Origin of the sequence: Nesterenkonia salmonea, from assembly GCF_005771525.1 — a bacterium.
Taxonomy (GTDB): domain Bacteria; phylum Actinomycetota; class Actinomycetes; order Actinomycetales; family Micrococcaceae; genus Nesterenkonia; species Nesterenkonia salmonea.
The window spans coordinates 1-19,301 of the sequence record NZ_VAVZ01000003.1 but is presented as its reverse complement, the minus strand read 5'-3'; the positions used below and the strand labels follow the sequence as shown (position 1 = coordinate 19,301).

Below are 19,301 nucleotides of genomic sequence, written 5' to 3'. Positions count from 1 at the left end.
TAAGGTTACGTTTGTGTTTCAGGCCACTCCTCGACTGGCCGAATGCCTCTGACCTGCTCTAGTGTGATCCTCACGGGGTCGGCTGGGAATACCCTCACCGCAAGCTTGTGGTGAGGTGAACCGGGTCGGTCGCACCCATGAATCATTTTTACCAGGAGGACCAATGACTATCCGCCGAACTGCCGCAGCAATGACTGCTGTGGCCGCGATGACCGCACTCGCCGCATGTGGGGATGACAATGGCGATGACAATGGCAACGGGGATGAGGGTGACGTCGAGGTCGGCAGCGAAGACGACTTCATCACAGACCTCGAGTTCACTACCGGTGGTACTGGTGGCACGTACTACCCGCTGGGTGGTGAACTTTCTGAGATCTTCTCCGCAGAAACCGATGCTTCCGTGAACTATGTGGAGTCCGGTGGTTCAGGTGAGAACCTGGGCCGTATCTATAACGAACAGTCGCAGCTGGCGCTGACCCAGAATGACACGGCAGCTGAGGCCATCAATGGGGACCTTGAGGATCTCGATGGTATTGAGATCAACAATGTTGGCTGGATCGCCAACCTCTATCCAGAGGCCATGCACATCGTGGTGCGTGAAGATTCCGGCATTGAGTCCATTGATGACCTGGATGGCACGACGATCGCTGTCGGCGACGCCGGCTCAGGAACTCGTGCCATTTCCGATGCCATCCTCGAGTACTACGAGATCGACTACACCCCTGAGGTCACCGACTTTGGCGCTTCAACTGAGATGCTGGGCGATGGACAGATTGACGCGTCAATGTTCGTGGCTGGCCCCCCGGTGGCGGCACTGACGTCACTGGCGGCCACCACTGATGTGACGCTACTGTCATTGGACGAAAGCGACGCTGAGGAAGTTGCTGAGGGCGGACTGTTCGATCCGTACAACATTGAGGCTGACATCTACGACTTCCTTGACGAAGATGTCACTACTCTGTCGGTATTCGCGGCCCTGGTTGCTTCCACCACTCAGGTGAGCGATGACCTTGCTTACGACATCACCGCCGCACTGTTCGACAACGCTGACAGCATCACACTGGATGTCGGTGAGAACATCGGCACCGATGAGGCACTCCTGGGTGTCGGCGACATTCCGCTGCACCCCGGCGCTGAGCGTTACTTCGAAGAGCAGGACATCGACCTGCCGTGACCCAAGCCGCCGCAGCCGACAAGCCCCGGGCGTCGGCATCTTCAGAGGATGCCGCACCCGGGGCTGCGGCTGAGGGGAAGGCTGAGGATGTCCTCCGTGCTCATGACATCTCCAGCCGATTCCGCACCGACCTCGGTTGGTGGGGTTGGGTTGTAGGCGGCATCTCTGTCGTCTTCACTGCCTATCACTTGTACGCCGCTTTCGAACGGCCGTACAACGCATGGATGCATGGGTCCCTTCACGTGGCCGGTGCCCTTGCACTAATCTTCCTGCTGTACCCGGCGTCCAAGCGCCTGCTTGCGGTGAACCCGAGTGGTAACCGTTGGCTTGATGTGCTGACCGGCCGGCACCGGGGCATCCCTTGGTATGACGTGCTGCTGGCCGTTGTTGCCTCCGCGTGCAGCTTTTACATCTTCTTCAACTACGAGTACCTGGTCTCCAACCAGGTGGCCATCCTGGGCTATAGCGACACCGACATTCTGGTCGCCACTCTGGGAGTCCTCTTAGTTCTGGAGGCCACCCGACGTTGCGTGGGAACCCCGATCGTTGTGGTGGCAGGCGTGGCGATCGCGTACGCCCTCTTCGCCACAGGGGATCGGATGCCGGGCAACTGGGGGCACCGCGGACAGGAGTGGAACGAATTCGCCACCAACATGTTCCTCTCCGCAGGGCAGGGCATCTTCGGAACCCCCATTCGGGTCTCGTCCGAGTTCATCTTCCTCTTCCTGTTCTTCGCAGTCGTCCTACTGCGCACCAATATTGGCCAGTTCTTCAACGATCTCGCCTTCCGCGCCGCTGGACGCTTTACCGGCGGCCCAGCAAAGGCTGCGGTGGCTGCCTCAGGTCTGCAGGGCATGGTGTCAGGCTCTTCGGTGGCAAACACAGTTGCCTCTGGCTCTTTCACCATCCCCATCATGAAACGGGCGGGCTTCAAGCCTCACGTTGCGGCAGCTACTGAGGCAACAGCCTCAACTGGTGGTCAGATGGTCCCACCCATCATGGGTGCGGCCGCGTTCATCATGGCGCAGAACATTTCCGGCCTGGAGTACAACGAGCTGATCGTCATCGCGATCATTCCGGCAGCCCTGTACTTCACCGGAGTGTTCCTCTCAGTGCACTTCGAGGCCAAACGCAATGAGCTCAAAGGCATTCCCCCGGAGGAGCTGCCGAGCTGGAAGTCCATCATCACGCGCATCGATATGCTGCTGCCGCTGGTGGTCATCATCGGCACGCTCTTGGGCGGCGCCAGCCCCATGCGCGCAGCGCTCTTCGGTATCGGCACCGCCCTGGGTCTGAGCCTGCTGCGAGCCATGATCGAACATCTGATCCCGGTCATCACAGATGCCGTCAAGGAGGGGAAGAGCCCTCTTGAGGAGACCGGCAAGATGCTGCTCGCTCTGCTCTACGTGGTCATCCAAATGCTGACCTCCGGAGCCCGTACGGCGCTTCCGGTCATCGCAGCATGTGCCACCGCCGGTATGGTCGCCGGAACCGTGACCTCCACGGGACTGGGTGGCCAGCTGGGCGCCGGTCTGGTCGCCCTCGCCGGCGGCAACTTCATGCTGGTGCTGGTCATGGTGATGATCGCCTGCATCATCCTCGGTATGGGCCTTCCGACCACCGCGAACTATGTTGTCACCGCGACGGTTGCCGCGCCGATCCTGTATCAGAACTTCGACGTGCCGCTGATTGCGGCGCATATGTTCGTGTTCTTCTTCGGAATCCTTGCCGATGTCACGCCACCAGTGTGTCTTGCGGCGTTCGCTGGCGCAGGAATCGCTGGAGCGAATCCCATGCGAGCAGGGGTGAGCGCGATGCGTATGGCGATAGCCGGCTTCCTCATTCCCTACGCGTTCATCTTGGAACCGGCGCTGCTTCTGGAGGGAACGTTCACCGAGCTGATACTGGCGCTCGGCACCGTGGTGCTCGGCATGATCGGAGTGTCCTCGGGTCTGGCGGGTTACCTCATCGCCCGGGGCACGATCATGGACCGGACACTGCTGGTACTCGGCGGAATCATGCTCATCTACCCGGACGTGGTCGTCTCAGGTATTGGCCTGGGCGTCGTCGCCGCCGGCGTCGCCATCCAGGCCGTGCTCCGCTCCCGCGGATACAAGGCAAACATGGATTCCGGCGACGATGTTCACGTAGACCTCCACCAGGACTCCACCGCGACCAACTGATCGGCCCATGGCCGAGCCGGGGTCCCCTGCGGCTGACGCGCGTTAGTCGGCGCTGAAGGTCTGTGTCTGCTGCGCGTGCTCAGCAATCAGCTCGGTACGCACCTGCGCGCCCAGACCTGCGGTGGACGGGACCGTGACGACGCCGCCCTCGGCCGTGACGGCCGGGTCAATGATGTCTTCTGCGTAGTACTTGCCGCTGGCGGACACATCAGAAGGAAGTGTGAAGCCCGGCAGTGATGAGATGGCAACATTGGCGAGCCGCCCGATTCCGAACTCGTGCATCCCCCCGCACCAGACTGGCCAACCGGCCTCTTGGGTCAAGTCGTGTGCAGCGCGCGCGGCACTGAGCCCTCCCATGCGGGAAACCTTGATGTTGAGCACCCCTCCTGCTTTCAGCTCAAGGGCGGTGCGCAGATCGTCCAGTGTCTCCACGGACTCATCGAGGCATACCGGTGTGTTCAGCTCTGCTTGGAGCCGCGCTGAATCCATGAAGTTCCGCGGCGCGAAGGGCTGCTCAATCATTGTCAGTCCGTGTGGGTCCAATGCGCGAAAAGTCTCGAAGGCGGCGTCGTCCCCGGGATAGGCCCCATTTGCATCAACGTGAACATCAAGGTCAGGGTAGGTGCCTCGCACAGCCTTGACCGGTTCCACGTCCCATCCGGGTGCGATCTTCAGCTTCACGCGCGGGTAGCCGGAGTCGACATGCTTGGCCACTTGGGTCAGCAGCTCATCGATGCTCGGCTCAATACCTAGGGAAACGCCAGCTATGACGGTGCTGCGGGTCCCACCTAGGGCCGTCGCCAGGGGCTGCTGGGTGTGAGCGGCGTAGAGAGTCCATGCCGCCATTTCGACTCCTGCCTTAGCGAACCAGTGCCCGCGCACTTTGCCGTAGAGCGCAGAGACCTCATCGGGATGTTCCCATTCGGCCCCAAGAACTGCGGGGATGAGGTACTCGGTGGCGGTGTGCCAGGCGATCGTGGTTGTCTCGGAGGCGTAGTACGGCCCTGCCGGTGAGGCGATCTCTCCCCATCCTTTGGCTCCAGACTCATCAGTGAGCTCCACAATGAGATGCCGCAGTGAGGACTTGCGGTGGCTGGACGTCTCAAATGAGTGGACCAGCGGAAGCTCAACGTCGTGGAGCGTGGCGTTAACGATGCGCATGGATCAGTCCTTCACAAAGGTGTATACGGCGGTATGTGGGTCGGTGCGGAAGCAGGAGACGGCGGAAAAGCCCTGGTCGAATATGCCTCGGATCTGGTGGCGCAGACTGGCAGCGAGGTCAGGGTCCACAGGTTTGGCGGCTGGCAGTCCCAGGTGGGTTCCGGCGTCGTCGTGGTGAAGTTCGCCCACGGCCACGTGGGGTGTGTGGCCACCATTGGCGTTGTCCGCACCAGCGGTGGATGCGCCGTCCTCGGTGAAGCGCCATTCCACGGTGATGCGGTCAGTGCCCGGTAGGCCCTGCGCATCAGGGGAGTACCAGCGGCCTCGAGCGCCGAGCACATCAAGGTTGAAGTGTGCGTTGCGGGCTAACAGCGGATCGTAAGTCCAGCGCATACGCTCCGCACCTGAGCGTTCAGCCATGGCTGCCTGGACTCGTTTCAGTGAGCGGCCCACCCCCTGCCCTTGCAGGACGGAGGACACCACGGCCGCTTGGGAGAAGTGGTAAATGTGGGCGTCGTCGCCGGTTTCAACCGCAGCCCACCCGTAGGCGAAAGCCAGTACCGTGCCGGAGGGGTCCACGGCGCCGACCACCGAGCCTGAATGCTTGAGCAGTGAGCTGAGCATCCTCGGGTTCAGTGACTCGTCATCACCGGTGTAACCGAACACGCCGCGGTAGAGCTGGCAGGCTTGCTTGAGTTCCCCGTAGTTGCTGAGTTCGCGGACGATGAGCCCTGAGCTGAGCGTCAGTCGCGCGGCGGGTGAATTGTCTCCGGGGATCATGGAGCCACTGTATCGCTCTGCTTCCCGCCGGCGAGTCTGACCGGGGCGATAAACTACCGACTATGGCTGAAAAAGTTGCACTCATCACTGGTGGTTCGCGGGGGATCGGCCGCGCGATCGCCGAGGAACTGGGTCCTGACTACCGAATTTTGGTCGGCGGCACCGACGCAGAGCGCGTGCAGGAGGTGGTTTCCTCACTGCCGGACGCGGCGCCGTTCCTCGCTGACCTTGGCGATGCGGACGCAGTGCAGCGGGCATGGGAGGAGGCCGGCCTGCAGCAGATGGACGTGCTGGTCCACTCTGCTGGGCTGGCCTGGACCAACCCAGTGGCTGAGGCGACATTGGATCAGTGGCGGCAGATGTTTGAGATCAATGTCTTCGCTGTGGCGGAACTCACCCGCTTGACCCTTCCTGCCTTACGGGCAGCATCAGGGCAGGTGATCACCATCAACTCGGGTGCGGGCTTCAGGTCCCGAGCCGGCAGCTCGCTCTACTCCGGGTCAAAGTTCGCGCTGCGTGCATTCACTGATGCTTTGCGGGAGGAGGAGCGGGGCGCGGTGCGAGTGACCTCGCTGCACCCTGGTCAGGTGGATACGGATATGCAGGTGGCTCTGCAGACTGCCGCTGGGAACACCGAGTACGACGGCGCCCGCTATATTTCTCCGGAGGCAGTGGCCAAGACTGCCCGCTTGGCTTTAGAGAATGAAGCTGCTTCAAGTATTGATGAGCTCACCATTCGACCGGTCAATCCCTAGGGAGGGCTTCACCGGTCCTGAGCTGGTGGCCTCCAGGCCTGCAGCTGGGAGATCAGGTCCCCGGGGGTGTCTGCGATGACTAGTGCGTCCCGCCGCCATCCTGCAATGAACCCTTCGGCTACTTGGTGGTCGATCATCTCCAGCAGAGGGTTCCAGAATCCCTTGATGTTGTAGAGCGCCACTGGTTTGGCGTGGATGCCGAGGTATTGCCAGGTCCAGACCTCGAAGAGTTCTTCGAGGGTGCCCATACCGCCGGGGAGAGCCACGAATGCGTCCCCGAGCTCGCCGAGCCGCGCTTTGCGGAAGTGCATATCGGGCACGATTTCGAGGTAGGTGACGTTGCGGTGCGCGACCTCGCGTTCCATGAGCACCTCGGGGATGACTCCGATGACCTCGCCGTTGGCTTCCAATGCGGAGTCAGCGATCTGGCCCATGAGGCCCACCTTTCCGCCGCCGTAGACCACACCGATGCCGGCCCGTGCGAACTCGGTTCCGAGGGCGCGTACGTGCTGTTGGTAGGTCAGATCATGGCCGGAGGCGCCGCCGGTAAAGACGGTGATGCGTTGAAGGTGAGTCACGCTCACCATCCTATAAGCGGGGTTGGGCGTGGGCCCGATTTTTCATCGATGCTCCCCGCCTGCTAGAATTTCGAGGTCCATTCCTCCGTAGCTCAATGGCAGAGCACTCGACTGTTAATCGAGTGGTTGCTGGTTCGAGTCCAGCCGGGGGAGCGAAACGCAAAAAGGCCCTCTGCCCGTCGGGTGGAGGGCGTTTTTGGTTCCAGTGGTAGTAACGATCCCGGAGGCCCACGATGAACACTGAGCAGCGTCCTGATATCGCCCGCCTGGTCATCTCATGCCCCGACCAACATGGAATCGTCGCCGCGGTATCGGAACTGATCGCTGAACTCGGTGGAAACATCATCACCTTGGACCAGTACTCCACCGGTGTCGAGGACGGCCAGTTCTTTCAGCGCACCGTCTTTCACCTTCCGGGATTCGCCCAGCGTCGGCAGGAAATCCAGCAAACGGTCCAGGATCGTCTCGGTGAGCGGTTCTCTATGGAGTTTCAGCTCACCGACGCCGCGGAACCCAAGCGGGTAGCGATCTTCGCCTCCAAGACGGACCACTGTCTGCTTGACCTGCTCTGGCGGCATCGTCGCGGTGACCTTCCCATGGACATCGCCATGGTGGTCTCAAATCATGCAGATCTGGAGGCTGACGTGCGCCGCTTCGGCATCGACTTCCACCACGTTCCTGTGGATCGGGACAATAAGGCGGCTGCTGAGGCTGAGCACCTCAAGCTGCTCAAGGGGCACGTTGACCTGGTGGTACTGGCTCGGTACATGCAGATCCTCTCCCCAAGCTTCCTAGAGCAGATCGGAGTGCCGATCATCAATATTCACCACAGCTTCCTCCCTGCCTTCATCGGCGCAGGGCCCTACCAAAAGGCCAAAGACCGGGGTGTAAAGCTGATCGGCGCCACGGCGCACTACGTCACCGAGGACTTGGATGAGGGCCCGATCATCGAACAGGATGTCATCCGGGTCTCTCATGCTGACGACGTCGCCCAGCTCACGCGATTTGGAGCGGACGTAGAACGTGCCGTGCTGTCCCGTGCCGTGAAGTGGCACTGTGAGGACCGGGTTATCCGGCACGGCGGCACCACCATCGTATTCTAGGGTCCAACGGTGTTGGGGCCGCCGGACGTGGCGACCCCAACAGTTGAGTTCATACGGTGCGGACAACGGTTTCTACTGGTGAATCTCTTTGGCCTCAGATCCTGAAGCGCTCACCTGCTGGGACCCGGAGCTGGACGTGATTCGGATTTTCTGCGGCTGCTCCTCCGCGTAGACTCCGGCGACTCGCACAGTCAGGACGCCGGATTCGTAGTCAGCGGAGATGTCACTGTCCTGCACAGCCTCAGGCAGGTGCAAAGTCCTGGAGAAGCTGCCGTAGCGGACTTCGCGGAACCCTTCGGCCTGATGGCGGATCTTGCGCTCGCCGGAGACGGTAAGCGTGCGCCCACCGTTGGAGAGTTCCACGGAGATATCGTTCTCCGGGTCAACGCCGGGTAGGTCAACAGAGGCCACGAGGTCCTCTTCCTCCCTGCGCGCGTCAACAGCAGGCACGAACCCGGAAGCTCGCTGCTCATCGTTGAACTGGGGGATTCGCGACTGGCGGAGGAAATCATCCACCAGAGCGAAAGGGTCAAGACGGGTAAAGGTCGAGTTGATCATCAGCAATCAGCTCCTTTCATGGAAGCAACTCATCACCTACAACGGTGGACCGCGCCACTATGGCACTGTCGCCTCATATAACGACGCCGCCTACGCACCTATTCCTCAAGTTGAGTCAGTAACGCTCAAGATTCTCGAATTGGTAAATTGCGTCATAACCATCTTGCGTAGTGGACATGTCTCCTACTTAGGATCACCTATCTTGTAGAGTGAGGGGCATGTCAACTCAGGCCTCCCCCGACCAGCAGCCCACCGCAGAGACCAAGAAGCCCCGCAAACCGAAGGTCCAAACGCTTCTCGAAGTGGTGCGCACTGAGCAGATCGCCCCACACATGGTGCGCGTGGTGCTGGGCGGAGAACAGTTCGACTCCATCGAGTTCAAGAACGATACGGATCAGTACATCAAGCTGCTGTTCGCTGACCCCGCACTGGGACTTCAGCGGCCCTATGACATGGAGGCGCTGCGTGAGCAGCTGCCCAAAAAGCAGATGCCCGTTCGTCGCACCTACACCGTGAGGCATATCGATTGGCTTAATAAGCAGATTTGGGTTGATTTCGTTGTCCATGGTGATGAGGGCATCGCGGGTCCCTGGGCGGCCAATGCCCAGCCGGGGGACAGCATCAGCTTCTTCGGACCCGGCTCAGGCTACGCTCCCCGCCCTGAAGCCGACTTCCACCTCATCGCTGGCGATGAGTCTTCCATCCCAGCCATCGCAGCTGCCCTGGAGGGAATGGAAGCTGACGCGCGCGGCGTCGTCGTGCTGGAAGTTCGGGACGCCACTGAGGAAGTGCCGCTCACTGTGCCAGAGGGTATTGAGCTGATGTGGATCCACCGTGGAGGTGACTTCACGCCGGAAACCACCCGCATCACGGATCACCTGCGGGAAATTGAGATTCCTGATGGTGACGTCCAGGTGTTCATCCACGGGGAGCGGGAGCAGATGAAGCGAATCCGTAAACACCTGGTCAAAGAGCGGGGCCTGGAACGCAAGGGGATGTCGCTATCGGCATACTGGGCGTACGGCAGGATAGAGGACCAGTTCCAGGCGGAGAAACAGACCCCGGCGGGAAAGATTGACCCCGACAACTAACCGGCAACTCCGGAGCTTGTGCCGATCACCAGGGCGATGACCAGCCAACCGACGAGCACCGCCACAGTTGCTGCGGCGCAGATTCCAGCAAACCGGGTAAAGCCCTTGAGTCGATGGTCCGCCTTATCCTGCATGGTTCCGGAAAGCAGAAGAAACAGGTCGATGATGGTCCACGCCCCCACAACACCAATCAGTGCGAGCCCAGCATTGGGCACATCGAGGACCAACAGCGCCACCCCGGCGCAGAACAGGCTGGTTTTCACCACAGCTGTGGTGAAATAGCCCAGGTAGTAGCGTTGAGCCCCTATGGGCCCGAGAAAGAGTGCCAGAGCCCAGGCGATCACAAACCTCTTGGATGACTCCGGCTGATTTTCGAAGGCAAGCCGGTCCTCATCGGTGTAGGTATTGGCGTAAAGCTCGTCAAGGTCATAGTCACCGGCCATACCCACAATTCTAGCTCTGGAGCGAAAGCCCAGGCCCAGGCGCCTCACAAGGGGTGCAGGTGGTAGTTTGGATCTGAATATACGCTTCTCAACTATGGATGGAGGCGCTGTCGTGGCGCAGCAGAACACCAAGAGCGCGGCATCGAAACCTTCCGTGATCGATGTTGTCAAAGTTCTCGTCAGGCTTGGACCCAAGCAGATCAACGACGAGATAGCCCTGGCCACCGCTCAGATGAAGGCCAAAGGGATGGCCGCCGCCATCGCCGCAGCCCTTGTGGTCGTGGGTCTGGTCTTCCTCACCTTCCTCACCGTGGCGCTCATCGTAGCTGCCATTGCGGGACTTCACGCCGCGGGCTTCCAACTCTGGGCCGCAGCGTTGATTGTGGCTGGAGGGTTCCTGCTGATCGCGCTGGTCTTCGCTCTCATAGGCTTAGCGAAGTTCAAACGCACCCAGCCTCTGACACCAGAGGATGCCATCCGCGGGCTCCGTCTCGACCTCGGGGTGGCACGCGAGGGCACAGACTTTGATCCCAAGTCCTTGGACCGAGCTGATGAGGAACGCCGCCGGGCGAAGGCGGAGGCTAAGCGCCGGTCCGCTGAGCAGAAGAAGACCCCGGGTGAAGGCGCGCCCCAGAAGCCCAGCTACACCGAACTTCTGCGCCGGACGGCACTGCGCCGTGATCACATTGCCGGTTTGCAGGACCAGCTGCGGACCCGATTCACCCGATCCAACACCGTCCTGGATCAGCCTCCGCAGCCCCAGGATTCGCTGCCACCCGAGGCTCCGGCCCCTGCTCCGCCGGTCGATGGGCAGGATCCTGCTGATGCCCGTGGTGCCAAAGAATTCTTCGCAGAACGTTGGAAACCACTGGCAGTCGCTGCCGGTTCCGCCGCCGCCGCAGGTGCGTTCCTCCGCGAGCTGACCAAGAAATAGACTGAGCCCATGAGGATCATGGGTATTGGAACCCGGGAGGGTTTCGAGTACACCGTCAAGCAGACGTTCTGGACCGTTCCGAACATTGTGACCGTACTTCGGTTCCTGCTTCTTCCGTTTTTCGTGTACTTCGTGCGCGAGGGCGAGTTCATGACCGCGTTCTGGATCCTGGTGGTGCTCGGCGCAACTGACTGGATCGACGGCTTCATCGCCAGGTTCTTCAACCAGATGTCCACAGTCGGACGCTGGCTTGACCCACTTGCCGATCGACTCGCGATGATCATCGTGACGCTCACCCTGGTCTACTTCGACATAGCACCCGAATGGCTGCTCTGGGCAATACTGCTTCCCGACCTGGTGCTCCTGCTGACATCCACCGTGTTCTTCGCCGGTTCACCCCAACTGCCCGTTTCCGGGATGGGCAAAGTACGCACCGCCTGCCTCATGGTCAGTCTGCCGATGCTCATGCTCGCCGAACTGCCGGAGTTCTCCGAGCGAATCGACGGGCTATTCCCCTTGGTGGCAGAGTCGCTCCTCGTCGCCGGAGCCGTGATGCACATCATCGCCTCCCTGGACTACTTCATCCAAGCCCTCGGCAAGTTCCGGAGGCTGCGCGCAGCGGACATCAACCCGTGGAGGCGAAGTACGTGGGCCCGGATCGGTGTGGCAGCCACATCAGACGAACCGCTGGTCGGTAAACCCACAACCACCACACAAACCGCCAATCTGCACCCCGAACAGGGAGGACCTCCGCGGAGGGTCAACGAAGAGTGAACAACGGCAAGCCACTAACAGTTCTGATCGCAGCCGACACCTACCCACCCGATGTCAACGGGGCATCCATTTTCGGCTATCGACTGGCCAAACACATGACAGCCCGCGGGCACCAAGTCCACATAGCGGCGGCGCGGCCGGGCCCAGGCCCTGATGTGGTGGAGCATCAAGATGAGGCCACCATCCACCGTTTCCGGTCATTCAAGGCGCCAACACACGAGTACCACCGCCTCTGCCTGCCCTGGCTGGTGGAACCTGCCATGCGCCGCTTGGTCGCCGAGATCCAACCAGACGTGGTCCACGTCCAGTGCCACTACATGATTGGTAAGGCTGCAATTTTGGCCGCAGAAGAGGCGCGGGTGCGCACGGTGGCCACCAATCACTTCATGCCGGAGAACCTGGACCCCTTCCTGCCCTTCCCCAAGTGGTTCAAGCGGATTGTGGCACGGAACTCTTGGAGGGATATGGGGCGCCTCATGGGTAAGGCCTCCGTGGTCACGACCCCCACACCATTAGCCGCCGACACCATGCGGGCTAAGGGTGGGTTCGAACATGTGCTCCCACTGTCCAACGGGATCGATGTTGACTATTACAGCCCTCGGCCTGATGAATCCATCGCCCGGCGGGACAAACCGACAGTGCTCTTCGTGGGGCGTTTGGCGGTGGAGAAGAACGTTGACGTGCTCATAGACGCCGTGGCTAAGACTGATCCTGCACTCCAGATCACCGCCGAGATCATCGGCGACGGCGAACAGCGCGATAAGCTCCGCGAGCAGACAGCTGAGCTGGGCATTGAGGACCGAATCAATTTCAGGGGTCACCTGAATGATGCGGAGCTCAGAGAGGCTTATATTTCGGCTGATGCCTTCTGCCAGCCAGGCACCTCAGAACTTCAGTCATTGGTGTCGCTGGAAGCCATGAGTGCGGCCAAGCCTGTGATTTTGGCGAACGCGTTGGCCTTGCCGCACTTGGTGGCAGTGGGAGAGAACGGCTACCTTTTTGAGCCGTTCAACAGTGATGATTTGGCCGAACAGCTCAACCGCGTCTTCAGGAAGACACCTCAGGAGCGGGCGACTATGGGGCTGAGGAGCCGGGAGAAGGCCAATCAGCACGCGATTGGCAAGACCATGGCCGCTTATGAGGCTCTCTACTACGGCGCGGACTGGACGGAGACATACCAGTTCGAGTGGTAGGGCGCGGAAAGCACGTGCGACCTTTGCGCTAGCGGGAACCCGTCAGTGATTCAGCCAGCCTGATCAGTTCAGCGGCGGATTCCGACCATGAGTAGTCCTGGCTCCTGGTTCGTGCCGCCTCGCTCGCCGCGGCGAAGTCCTCCTGATTCTCCAAAGCGTGCACCGCGGCAGCGAAGCTCAGCGGATCTTTACTATCGATCACCTGTGCTCCGTAGCTGCGGACTGCAGAGCCTGTGACCTCCCGGAAGATGGGCAGATCTGAGGTGATGACGGGCGTTCCATGACTGAGCGCTTCAACCACGGGAAGGCAGAAGCCTTCTGCCTGGGAAAGCGTCACCAAGGCGGTGGCCCGCTGTAGCAGCTGGTGGTAGGCCCCCTCATTGATCCCGTTGTGGAAGATCAGCTGACCCGGTCGCGTGGCACGTGCCGTCAGCTGCGCCCGGCCTGCGGGCTCAACCGGTGAACATAGGTGCAGCCTGTAGCCGGGTAGTTCATTGATCGCGGCGATGAGCGCCGGAACATTCTTGTAGTCCATGAACGAACCCATGTAGACCAGGTCTTTTTCGGGGGGTTGGTAAGGGTTCCGCGGTTCGGGCACGTCTTGCGGTGCATTGGAGATCAGATGAACCGGCCGTGAGGTCAGCCGGTGTTCGGCAATCAAGTCTGCTGTTGTCTGCGAAACGGTGGCGACGGCGTCGGCCCGGTTCAGTGCCAGCCGCTGAGGCGCATAGCTGAGGTGATAGAGCCACCACCCCAGTCGGACTGGGGCGGGAAGGTTCTTCGGTGGGGTGCGGTGCTGATAGTAGATGAGGTCATGAAGAGTGAGGATCAGGCTGTACCGTCTGCCCAGGCTGCCCATGGTCTGCATGGGGGAGAAGACCACATCCGGGGAGTGGGGGTTAATCTGCCGGGCAACGAAAGGTTCGTTCGGCCCTGTCGGTGAACTGATACGCAGATGCGGAAGCTCAGGGAGCTGGTTCAGCTGTTCTGGGTCGTGGATCAGCATGGTGATATCAGCCTGCTCAGCGGCGGCCTGCACCAGGGAGGCTGTGTACCGGGAGATTCCGTCATGCACCCGCGGGCGGACATACCGGCAATCAATGAAGAGCCTCATAGCCTTTAGTGTGTCACCTCCAGGTCCTGTTCCGGCTGACATGGGACTATAGGGCCGATGACATTGACTGCACGCGAACTATGGATCGAGTCGCCCCGTTCTGCCCGGGTGCGCAACGTTGCTGCGCCTGAGCCTGGCCCCGGGCAGGTGCTTCTGGAGACTGAGCTCTCCGGGATCTCTCCTGGCACCGAATCGGTGGTCTACCGGGGGGAGGTTCCGGACGCGGTGGCCAGTCTGATGGCTGCCCCGCACCAGCTTGGCAATCTGCCGTTTCCGGTCTCGCACGGGTATCTCAATGTGGCAGTGGTGCGCCAGGGACCTGAGGACCTGATAGGTAAACGGGTCTTCAGCCTGACTGGTCACCGCAGTCATGCGGTGGTGCCGGTGGAGGCCTGCCATGTGGTGCCCGATGACATGCCCAGCTCACGTGCCTTGGTGGCCGGTATTGCTGAGGTTGGGCTCAATGCCGTGTGGGAGGCCCAGTCCACACTTGGCGACAGAATCGCCGTCGTAGGCGCTGGGCTGGTGGGGTTGGTGACGGCGTTGCTGCTGTCACAGGTCACCCCGGCGCGGCTCCAAGTGGTGGAGGTCGACTCAGCGCGGCGGGCCCTTGTCGCAGAGTTGGGACTTCATGCCGTCTCCCCAGAGGAGGCCTCCGGTGATAACGACGCAGTCTTTCACACCTCAGCTGCCCAATCGGGCCTTGGCCGCGCTCTGGACATCACGGGGGACGACGGTGCTGTGGTGGAGATGTCCTGGTACGGCACGAGCGAGCCCAATGTTCCTTTGGGTGGCGGTTTTCACGCTAGGCGCCTGAGGATCATCGGTGCCCAGGTGGGCGAGGTAGCGGCACCCAAGCGCTTGCGGCGCACCCGGAGGCAGCGGTTGGCGGCCGCATTGGAGTTGCTGGATCCGCGGTTCGACGCCCTCGTCACCGGTAGCTCATCCTTGGACGATCTGCCCACGGTGCTCGATGACTTTTCGCGTAAGGCAGACTGGACTCGAAACCAGCTGCTGCACGCGGTGACATATGCCCCATCCGAGACTCAAGGAGCCGACTAATGCCCGCACAGAAGCCCATATTCCGCGTATCGGTGGACGACCACGTGATGATCGCTCACTCGCTCCCGGATGAGTTCTTTGGTCCAGCTCAGCAGCTGCACGGGGCAACCCTGGCCATCACTGCGACGTTCGAACGTGAAGGGCTCGATGAGCATGGGGTTGTGATGGATATTGGGGTGGCCATGTCCCTTCTGGGTGGGGTGTTGGACGGCCTGAGGTACCGGAATCTGGATGAGCACCCGGACCTTTCAGGGAAGATCACGACGACGGAAGTCGTCTGCCAGTACGTCGCCGAGCAGGTGGTGCAGGGGCTGCCCGGTCACCACGGGTTGCGTGCTCTGGAGATTGCAGCTGATGAGCACCCGCGGGCGCGAGCTTCCGTCAGGCTTGAACTCGGCCCCTGAGAGTATCGCCACCTCCGTGGGGCCTGCGCAGCTGCGCAAGGTCGGGCGGTCCTCAGTTAGGATAGAGCGGCTGCCGTTGCGTATCTGGGCGGCTGCGAGGGGGGTTAGCTCAGTTGGTTAGAGCAGAGGACTCATAATCCTTTTGTCGCGGGTTCAAGTCCCGCACCCCCTACCAGAATGGGCCGATGATGAGGTGTCCTGGTGGTTCAGCGACACTCGTGCTCATAGCAGTCCCGTCGATCCTGATCACGTACCGTCGTTGGCATGAGCGATGATGTCATGTGGATCGCGGGAGTCGATCTTGCGGCCGAGAGCAAGCGGACGGCCCTCGCCATCATGGCTTGGACCCCAGCCGGTGCGCGCCTGGAGCAGTTGCGTCTTAACGTTGACGACACCGAGATTGTCCGGGCGGCAGCGGGAGTCACCAAGATCGGAGTTGATTGTGCGCTGGGCTGGCCTGACGAGTTTGTCGCCTTTGTGGCCAGTCACTCGAATCTCGCTCAGCCGCAGACAGCAGACGGGGGCATGGAGTGGAGGCGGACCCTAGCTTTCCGAGAGACCGACCGGTTTGTCCGCGAGAAGGTAGGACGCTGGCCGCTGAGCGTATCGACCGATCGCCTGGGCCTGACGGCAATGCGTTGTGCCGGCCTCCTTGGGCGACTTGCCGCACATGGACTTCAGGTGGACAGGTCCGGGCGAGAGGGCATCGTAGTTGAGGTCTACCCTGGGGCAACGCTGAGGCAGTGGGACTGGGATATCCGCGGGTATCGGACCGACCCTGAGGTGCGTCGCCTACTCGTTCAGCGGATTGAAAGTGAGGCACCGTGGTTGGAAATCCGTCCGCATCAAGAACTCATGGTGGACTCTCCTGACGCTTTTGATGCGGTGATCGCAGCTCTTTCGGCTCGGGCCGCAGCAGTGGGCCAGTACTCCTCTCCGCCACCCCAGCACAAGGCGAGGGCTGAACGAGAAGGATGGATCGCTCTACCGGACTGCTCGCTTGGCAGCTTGCGGTCTCCGCGCAGTTGAGATTCTCACCCTGTGCGCAGCGTTCAATGGGAGACTGTGGGGTTCTCAGTACCGCCTTCGCGGGCTTTACGGGCGGAGGCGACGTCGTCCACGACCACCACGATGTGCCGCACGCTTGCGAGCAGCGAACCGTAGGTAGGCCATGAATCAGTGGGCAGACCCCTGTCCTTGGCCATATCGGTCGACAGTGAGGTGAGGTCCTCGTGAAGAGGGGCGACCTCTCTATCTGGATCTGCGATCGAGCGCCCGGCGTCTCCCACAATCCGCGCCCAGCGCTCACGGAACCGCTCATCCCATTCGCCGTCGGAGTATGAGGCTTCCCGCAGCGAACGGGTGAGGTGGCGCAAATGGGAGATGCCCTCGTCAGTGCGTTCCAAGATTTCCTCGTAGCTTGCCTCGTGCGCTTCCCAGGTGCTTCGGTGAAGTTTGCTTTTGCCGCGAAGTCCTCGTGGGTTCGCGCGGTGGGATTCCCTCGCGAAACGCACCACAGTCCAGGCCGAATCGAGTTCTTGGCTCATTGACTCTGTCTCTTTGAACCATGCCTCAGCCCGGTCGGTATCCCAGTTGTCGGAGAACTCCTCGGAGATGCTGACTAGAACCCCGCCCATGCGCTCGTTGAGGCTGTCTACGTAGCGCCCAGCCTGTTTGTCTCCCAGAGGCGGAACAATGAGCATGTTGACCAGGACCCCGGCGGCGACACCCACTGCTACTTCCAATATGCGGTCATCTAGCAGCGGAGCCTGCTCGTCGAAACCACTGCCGAAGACGAATATCGCGGTGGTCGCAATGGCGACCCCCTCATCTCTGATCCAAGAGATACGCGCCGCGGCCACACCCACCAGCAGCGCCAGGGCGAACGTCCACAGGCTGACACCGAGAAAGAAGCCGATGACAAAGGACAGCCCGACACCGATAGTGGAAGCCACCGTGGTTTGGATGCCGTGCGACAGTGAACGGTGCACAGTTGCGTGGACAGTCAGCAGCGCTGTCCACGGCGCTAGGAATGCCAGCTCAGATTCCAACACGGAGGTGGAGAACCACCATGCTGCCGTTCCAGCGATAACAGTCTTGAGGATCTGCAGCACATCAGTGAGGAACTCCGGCTTCTGCACCACATTGCGGATCCAGTCGACGACGCCGCGGAAGGAGGGCATACGCCGGGATCTACCGTGGTTGCCCTCCTGAGTGTGTTTCACCGGGTCCTGCCTGGGACTCTGGGCCACCTGTGCTCCTCTGCGCTCATGAACTTCATCGTGTTGGGGTGTCATTGGCGCGCTCAGCGCCGCAGTCCATATTTTGGCACTGCTGGGACTGTATCTCTATCAATCGGATCCCAACGCCCACTGGCAGTGAAAATCGTCCCCTCTGACGGCGCATGCTACTGGGACCAGTCCGGCCTATCGCCTGGTCTATTTCTCTGAGTTCCGTGATGTCATGCGCATGTATCTCCGCGTGAGCTGGTCCTTGGTGCCAGCTTGTCTCATCTTGGGCTGGATGCGGTGCGTCAGCGAAGCTCGGAGACGGCCACTTCGGCTGCTTCTGCGATGAGCCGGTCATCGTGTTCAGCATCCGGTTCATCACGTGAGGACAGGACAGCGATCACGATGGGATCACCTTCTGGAGGCCAGATCGCCGCGATATTGCCACGGCTCGCGTAGCCCCCGTTTCCAGATTTGTCTCCGATGGTCCACTCTGAGGGAAGATTGGCGCGGATAAGCGCATCGCCGGTTTCACTATCGATCATCCACTGTCTGAGTTGGGACTTCTCCTCATCAGACAATGTCGTGCCGAAAAGGTATTCCCGCAGATTCTCTGAGATTGCACGGGGAGTGGTGGTGTCTCGGTCATCACCGGGGGTCGCTTCGTTGAGCTCTGGTTCACGGCGCACCACCTCAGTGACGTCGTCACCCAAATCTTCCAAGACAGCATCGAACTCGGCGGGGCCGCCGAGTTCATCAAAGAGATAGTTCGCGGCGGGGTTGTCACTCACGGTCACCGCGGCCTCTGTGAGCTCCGCGAGTGTGAGCGTTTGACCGATATGGTTCTCAGTGACGGGGGCGTGAGGCACCATATCGCCTGTCTGGATCGGGACTTCCGTCTCGAGGCCATCGAGGCCCACCTGATCAAGCAGTGCCCCTGCCGCGATGGCCTTAATTGTCGAGGTGTACGCGAACCGCTCATCATCACGCCAGGTCACCTCTTCCCCGCTACCGGTGTCTACCGCATAGACGCCAAGTCTGGCGTCATAGCGCGACTCCAGTTCCTTGAAGCTCTCCGAAACGGTTGACTCTTCGGGGGAAGCGGTCGGTGTGGGTGCGGTGTCAGGCTCAGTGCCAGAACACGCTGCGGTGAGCAGCACCAGGGGGAGGGTCAGTCCGAGGGCTTTGAGNGTGTGGGTGCGGTGTCAGGCTCAGTGCCAGAACACGCTGCGGTGAGCAGCACCAGGGGGAGGGTCAGTCCGAGGGCTTTGAGCCTCCTTCTTTCACGGGGCGCCGCTGAGGAGTTCTGAGGGCATGCTCGCGGGTGAATCGCTGAGAATGCGCATGAGGGCGCGGCTGTGGCCCGAGGGTTGCCGTCTCGGGTGGCCGTTTCTCCGAATTTTCCGCAAGTCGTTGGGGCAGGTGGGCGGGTCGTCAGGTGAAGGCGTCGCGGATGGCGGTGTAGCCGTGGGCGACCTCGTTGACCCATCTCCAGCCGGCATCAACCCGGAGCCTGAGTTGTCGTGCTCCGCGGGTGATGCGGGCTGCGGTGTGCAGGATCATGTACCGGAACGCAGCAATCTCTGCCCGGCCAATGCTGGGGTGGTCTTTGTAGGCGATGAGCTTTGTCCAGGTGATCAGGTCGTTGGCGATCATCACCACCTGCAGCCACGCTTGGTTCTCCGCGAACCCGGCGGCAGGGAATCGGGCCAGCCCGGTGGCTTTGGCCTGCCGGATCCGGTCCTCCACCCTGGCATGCTGACGGT

General features: G+C 61.1%; 20 protein-coding genes and 2 tRNA genes. 13 read left to right on the top strand and 9 right to left on the bottom strand.

What is annotated here, in order from left to right; genetic code table 11:
• Positions 1 to 163: 163 nt before the first annotated feature.
• Together FEF26_RS01455 and FEF26_RS01450 are read left to right on the top strand one after the other, a co-directional pair.
• Positions 164 to 1,174: a TAXI family TRAP transporter solute-binding subunit gene (locus FEF26_RS01455; RefSeq protein ID WP_138251761.1), complete on the top strand. Its 1,011-nt coding sequence runs from the start codon at positions 164 to 166 to the stop codon at positions 1,172 to 1,174.
• Positions 1,171 to 3,357 carry a TRAP transporter permease gene (locus FEF26_RS01450; RefSeq protein ID WP_138251760.1) on the top strand — a complete coding sequence of 729 codons (2,187 nt, stop codon included), beginning with the start codon at positions 1,171 to 1,173 and terminating at the stop codon, positions 3,355 to 3,357. The genes FEF26_RS01455 and FEF26_RS01450 overlap by 4 nt, the downstream gene beginning before the upstream one ends.
• A 42-nt stretch (positions 3,358 to 3,399) precedes the next feature.
• On the opposite strand, the gene menC is transcribed toward FEF26_RS01450, so the two are convergent.
• Complete coding sequence (menC, locus tag FEF26_RS01445; protein ID WP_138251759.1) at positions 3,400 to 4,518, bottom strand: o-succinylbenzoate synthase; 1,119 nt, start codon at positions 4,516 to 4,518, stop codon at positions 3,400 to 3,402.
• Positions 4,519 to 4,521: 3 nt separating this feature from the next.
• A complete protein-coding gene (locus FEF26_RS01440) occupies positions 4,522 to 5,298 on the bottom strand; it encodes a GNAT family N-acetyltransferase (RefSeq protein WP_138251758.1) in 777 nt (258 codons plus the stop codon).
• 62 nt (positions 5,299 to 5,360) lie between these two features.
• On the opposite strand from FEF26_RS01440, the gene FEF26_RS01435 reads away from it, so the two are divergent.
• Positions 5,361 to 6,053, top strand: coding sequence for an SDR family oxidoreductase (locus FEF26_RS01435; protein ID WP_138251757.1), 693 nt, complete (start codon positions 5,361 to 5,363; stop codon positions 6,051 to 6,053).
• Between the two features lie 8 nt (positions 6,054 to 6,061).
• Here the strand turns inward: FEF26_RS01435 and FEF26_RS01430 are convergent, their stop codons facing one another.
• Positions 6,062 to 6,631, bottom strand: a complete 570-nt coding sequence (locus FEF26_RS01430) for an LOG family protein (protein ID WP_243730346.1) — start codon at positions 6,629 to 6,631, stop codon at positions 6,062 to 6,064.
• A gap of 81 nt (positions 6,632 to 6,712) precedes the next feature.
• Between FEF26_RS01430 and FEF26_RS01425 the strand changes: the two genes are divergently transcribed.
• Positions 6,713 to 6,784: transfer RNA gene (locus FEF26_RS01425), tRNA-Asn, on the top strand.
• Between the two features lie 80 nt (positions 6,785 to 6,864).
• Entirely contained in the window at positions 6,865 to 7,734 is an 870-nt protein-coding gene (gene purU / locus FEF26_RS01420; RefSeq protein ID WP_138251755.1) for a formyltetrahydrofolate deformylase, read from the top strand.
• A 72-nt stretch (positions 7,735 to 7,806) separates the two neighbouring features.
• Here the strand turns inward: purU and FEF26_RS01415 are convergent, their stop codons facing one another.
• Positions 7,807 to 8,292, bottom strand: coding sequence for an Hsp20/alpha crystallin family protein (locus FEF26_RS01415; RefSeq protein WP_138251754.1), 486 nt, complete (start codon positions 8,290 to 8,292; stop codon positions 7,807 to 7,809).
• A 218-nt stretch (positions 8,293 to 8,510) separates the two neighbouring features.
• Here FEF26_RS01415 and FEF26_RS01410 point away from each other — a divergent pair, with 218 nt between their 5' ends.
• Positions 8,511 to 9,383: a siderophore-interacting protein gene (locus FEF26_RS01410; protein ID WP_138251753.1), complete on the top strand. Its 873-nt coding sequence runs from the start codon at positions 8,511 to 8,513 to the stop codon at positions 9,381 to 9,383.
• Here FEF26_RS01410 and FEF26_RS01405 read toward each other — a convergent pair.
• Positions 9,380 to 9,826 carry an NINE protein gene (locus FEF26_RS01405; protein ID WP_138251752.1) on the bottom strand — a complete coding sequence of 149 codons (447 nt, stop codon included), beginning with the start codon at positions 9,824 to 9,826 and terminating at the stop codon, positions 9,380 to 9,382. The genes FEF26_RS01410 and FEF26_RS01405 overlap by 4 nt on opposite strands.
• Positions 9,827 to 9,938: 112 nt before the next feature.
• Between FEF26_RS01405 and FEF26_RS01400 the strand changes: the two genes are divergently transcribed.
• The 3 genes from FEF26_RS01400 to FEF26_RS01390 are packed head-to-tail and all read left to right on the top strand — an operon-like array spanning position 9,939 to position 12,727.
• Positions 9,939 to 10,760 (top strand): phage holin family protein, encoded by an 822-nt coding sequence (locus FEF26_RS01400; RefSeq protein ID WP_166432867.1) that lies wholly within the window; start codon positions 9,939 to 9,941, stop codon positions 10,758 to 10,760.
• Positions 10,761 to 10,769: 9 nt separating this feature from the next.
• The gene (locus FEF26_RS01395; RefSeq protein WP_138251750.1) at positions 10,770 to 11,534 is read left to right on the top strand and encodes a CDP-alcohol phosphatidyltransferase family protein; all 765 of its coding nucleotides are present in this window, start codon (positions 10,770 to 10,772) and stop codon (positions 11,532 to 11,534) included.
• Positions 11,531 to 12,727: a glycosyltransferase gene (locus FEF26_RS01390; RefSeq protein WP_138251749.1), complete on the top strand. Its 1,197-nt coding sequence runs from the start codon at positions 11,531 to 11,533 to the stop codon at positions 12,725 to 12,727. Before FEF26_RS01395 ends, FEF26_RS01390 begins: the two co-directional genes overlap by 4 nt.
• Before the next feature lie 28 nt (positions 12,728 to 12,755).
• Here the strand turns inward: FEF26_RS01390 and FEF26_RS01385 are convergent, their stop codons facing one another.
• Positions 12,756 to 13,841, bottom strand: a complete 1,086-nt coding sequence (locus tag FEF26_RS01385) for a glycosyltransferase family 4 protein (protein WP_138251748.1) — start codon at positions 13,839 to 13,841, stop codon at positions 12,756 to 12,758.
• 57 nt (positions 13,842 to 13,898) lie between these two features.
• Here FEF26_RS01385 and FEF26_RS01380 point away from each other — a divergent pair, with 57 nt between their 5' ends.
• From FEF26_RS01380 to FEF26_RS01365, 4 genes are all read left to right on the top strand, one after another.
• Positions 13,899 to 14,903 (top strand): zinc-dependent alcohol dehydrogenase, encoded by a 1,005-nt coding sequence (locus tag FEF26_RS01380; RefSeq protein ID WP_138251747.1) that lies wholly within the window; start codon positions 13,899 to 13,901, stop codon positions 14,901 to 14,903.
• Entirely contained in the window at positions 14,903 to 15,307 is a 405-nt protein-coding gene (locus FEF26_RS01375; protein ID WP_243730345.1) for a 6-pyruvoyl trahydropterin synthase family protein, read from the top strand. The genes FEF26_RS01380 and FEF26_RS01375 overlap by 1 nt, the downstream gene beginning before the upstream one ends.
• 98 nt (positions 15,308 to 15,405) lie before the next feature.
• Positions 15,406 to 15,482, top strand: a tRNA-Ile gene (locus FEF26_RS01370).
• 89 nt (positions 15,483 to 15,571) lie between these two features.
• Positions 15,572 to 16,336: a DUF429 domain-containing protein gene (locus FEF26_RS01365; protein WP_243730344.1), complete on the top strand. Its 765-nt coding sequence runs from the start codon at positions 15,572 to 15,574 to the stop codon at positions 16,334 to 16,336.
• Between the two features lie 23 nt (positions 16,337 to 16,359).
• On the opposite strand, the gene FEF26_RS01360 is transcribed toward FEF26_RS01365, so the two are convergent.
• The 3 genes from FEF26_RS01360 to FEF26_RS01350 all read right to left on the bottom strand — a co-directional run.
• Positions 16,360 to 17,559 carry an FUSC family protein gene (locus FEF26_RS01360; RefSeq protein WP_243730343.1) on the bottom strand — a complete coding sequence of 400 codons (1,200 nt, stop codon included), beginning with the start codon at positions 17,557 to 17,559 and terminating at the stop codon, positions 16,360 to 16,362.
• Between the two features lie 281 nt (positions 17,560 to 17,840).
• Positions 17,841 to 18,695, bottom strand: coding sequence for a class A beta-lactamase (bla, locus tag FEF26_RS01355; protein ID WP_243730342.1), 855 nt, complete (start codon positions 18,693 to 18,695; stop codon positions 17,841 to 17,843).
• Positions 18,696 to 18,969: 274 nt separating this feature from the next.
• A partial coding sequence (locus tag FEF26_RS01350; protein ID WP_208012816.1) for a transposase occupies positions 18,970 to 19,301 on the bottom strand: 332 nt, incomplete at its 5' end.

What these genes read in the sequence shown, in the direction of transcription:
- FEF26_RS01440 (WP_138251758.1), bottom strand. Translation starts at nt 5,298, where the DNA reads ATGATCCCCGGAGACAATTCACCCGCCGCGCGACTGACGCTCAGCTCA.
- FEF26_RS01435 (WP_138251757.1), top strand. Translation starts at nt 5,361, where the DNA reads ATGGCTGAAAAAGTTGCACTCATCACTGGTGGTTCGCGGGGGATCGGC.
- FEF26_RS01365 (WP_243730344.1), top strand. Translation starts at nt 15,572, where the DNA reads ATGAGCGATGATGTCATGTGGATCGCGGGAGTCGATCTTGCGGCCGAG.
- FEF26_RS01385 (WP_138251748.1), bottom strand. Translation starts at nt 13,841, where the DNA reads ATGAGGCTCTTCATTGATTGCCGGTATGTCCGCCCGCGGGTGCATGAC.
- FEF26_RS01380 (WP_138251747.1), top strand. Translation starts at nt 13,899, where the DNA reads ATGACATTGACTGCACGCGAACTATGGATCGAGTCGCCCCGTTCTGCC.
- FEF26_RS01415 (WP_138251754.1), bottom strand. Translation starts at nt 8,292, where the DNA reads ATGATCAACTCGACCTTTACCCGTCTTGACCCTTTCGCTCTGGTGGAT.
- FEF26_RS01395 (WP_138251750.1), top strand. Translation starts at nt 10,770, where the DNA reads ATGAGGATCATGGGTATTGGAACCCGGGAGGGTTTCGAGTACACCGTC.
- menC (WP_138251759.1), bottom strand. Translation starts at nt 4,518, where the DNA reads ATGCGCATCGTTAACGCCACGCTCCACGACGTTGAGCTTCCGCTGGTC.
- FEF26_RS01405 (WP_138251752.1), bottom strand. Translation starts at nt 9,826, where the DNA reads ATGGCCGGTGACTATGACCTTGACGAGCTTTACGCCAATACCTACACC.
- purU (WP_138251755.1), top strand. Translation starts at nt 6,865, where the DNA reads ATGAACACTGAGCAGCGTCCTGATATCGCCCGCCTGGTCATCTCATGC.
- FEF26_RS01375 (WP_243730345.1), top strand. Translation starts at nt 14,903, where the DNA reads ATGCCCGCACAGAAGCCCATATTCCGCGTATCGGTGGACGACCACGTG.
- FEF26_RS01410 (WP_138251753.1), top strand. Translation starts at nt 8,511, where the DNA reads ATGTCAACTCAGGCCTCCCCCGACCAGCAGCCCACCGCAGAGACCAAG.
- FEF26_RS01455 (WP_138251761.1), top strand. Translation starts at nt 164, where the DNA reads ATGACTATCCGCCGAACTGCCGCAGCAATGACTGCTGTGGCCGCGATG.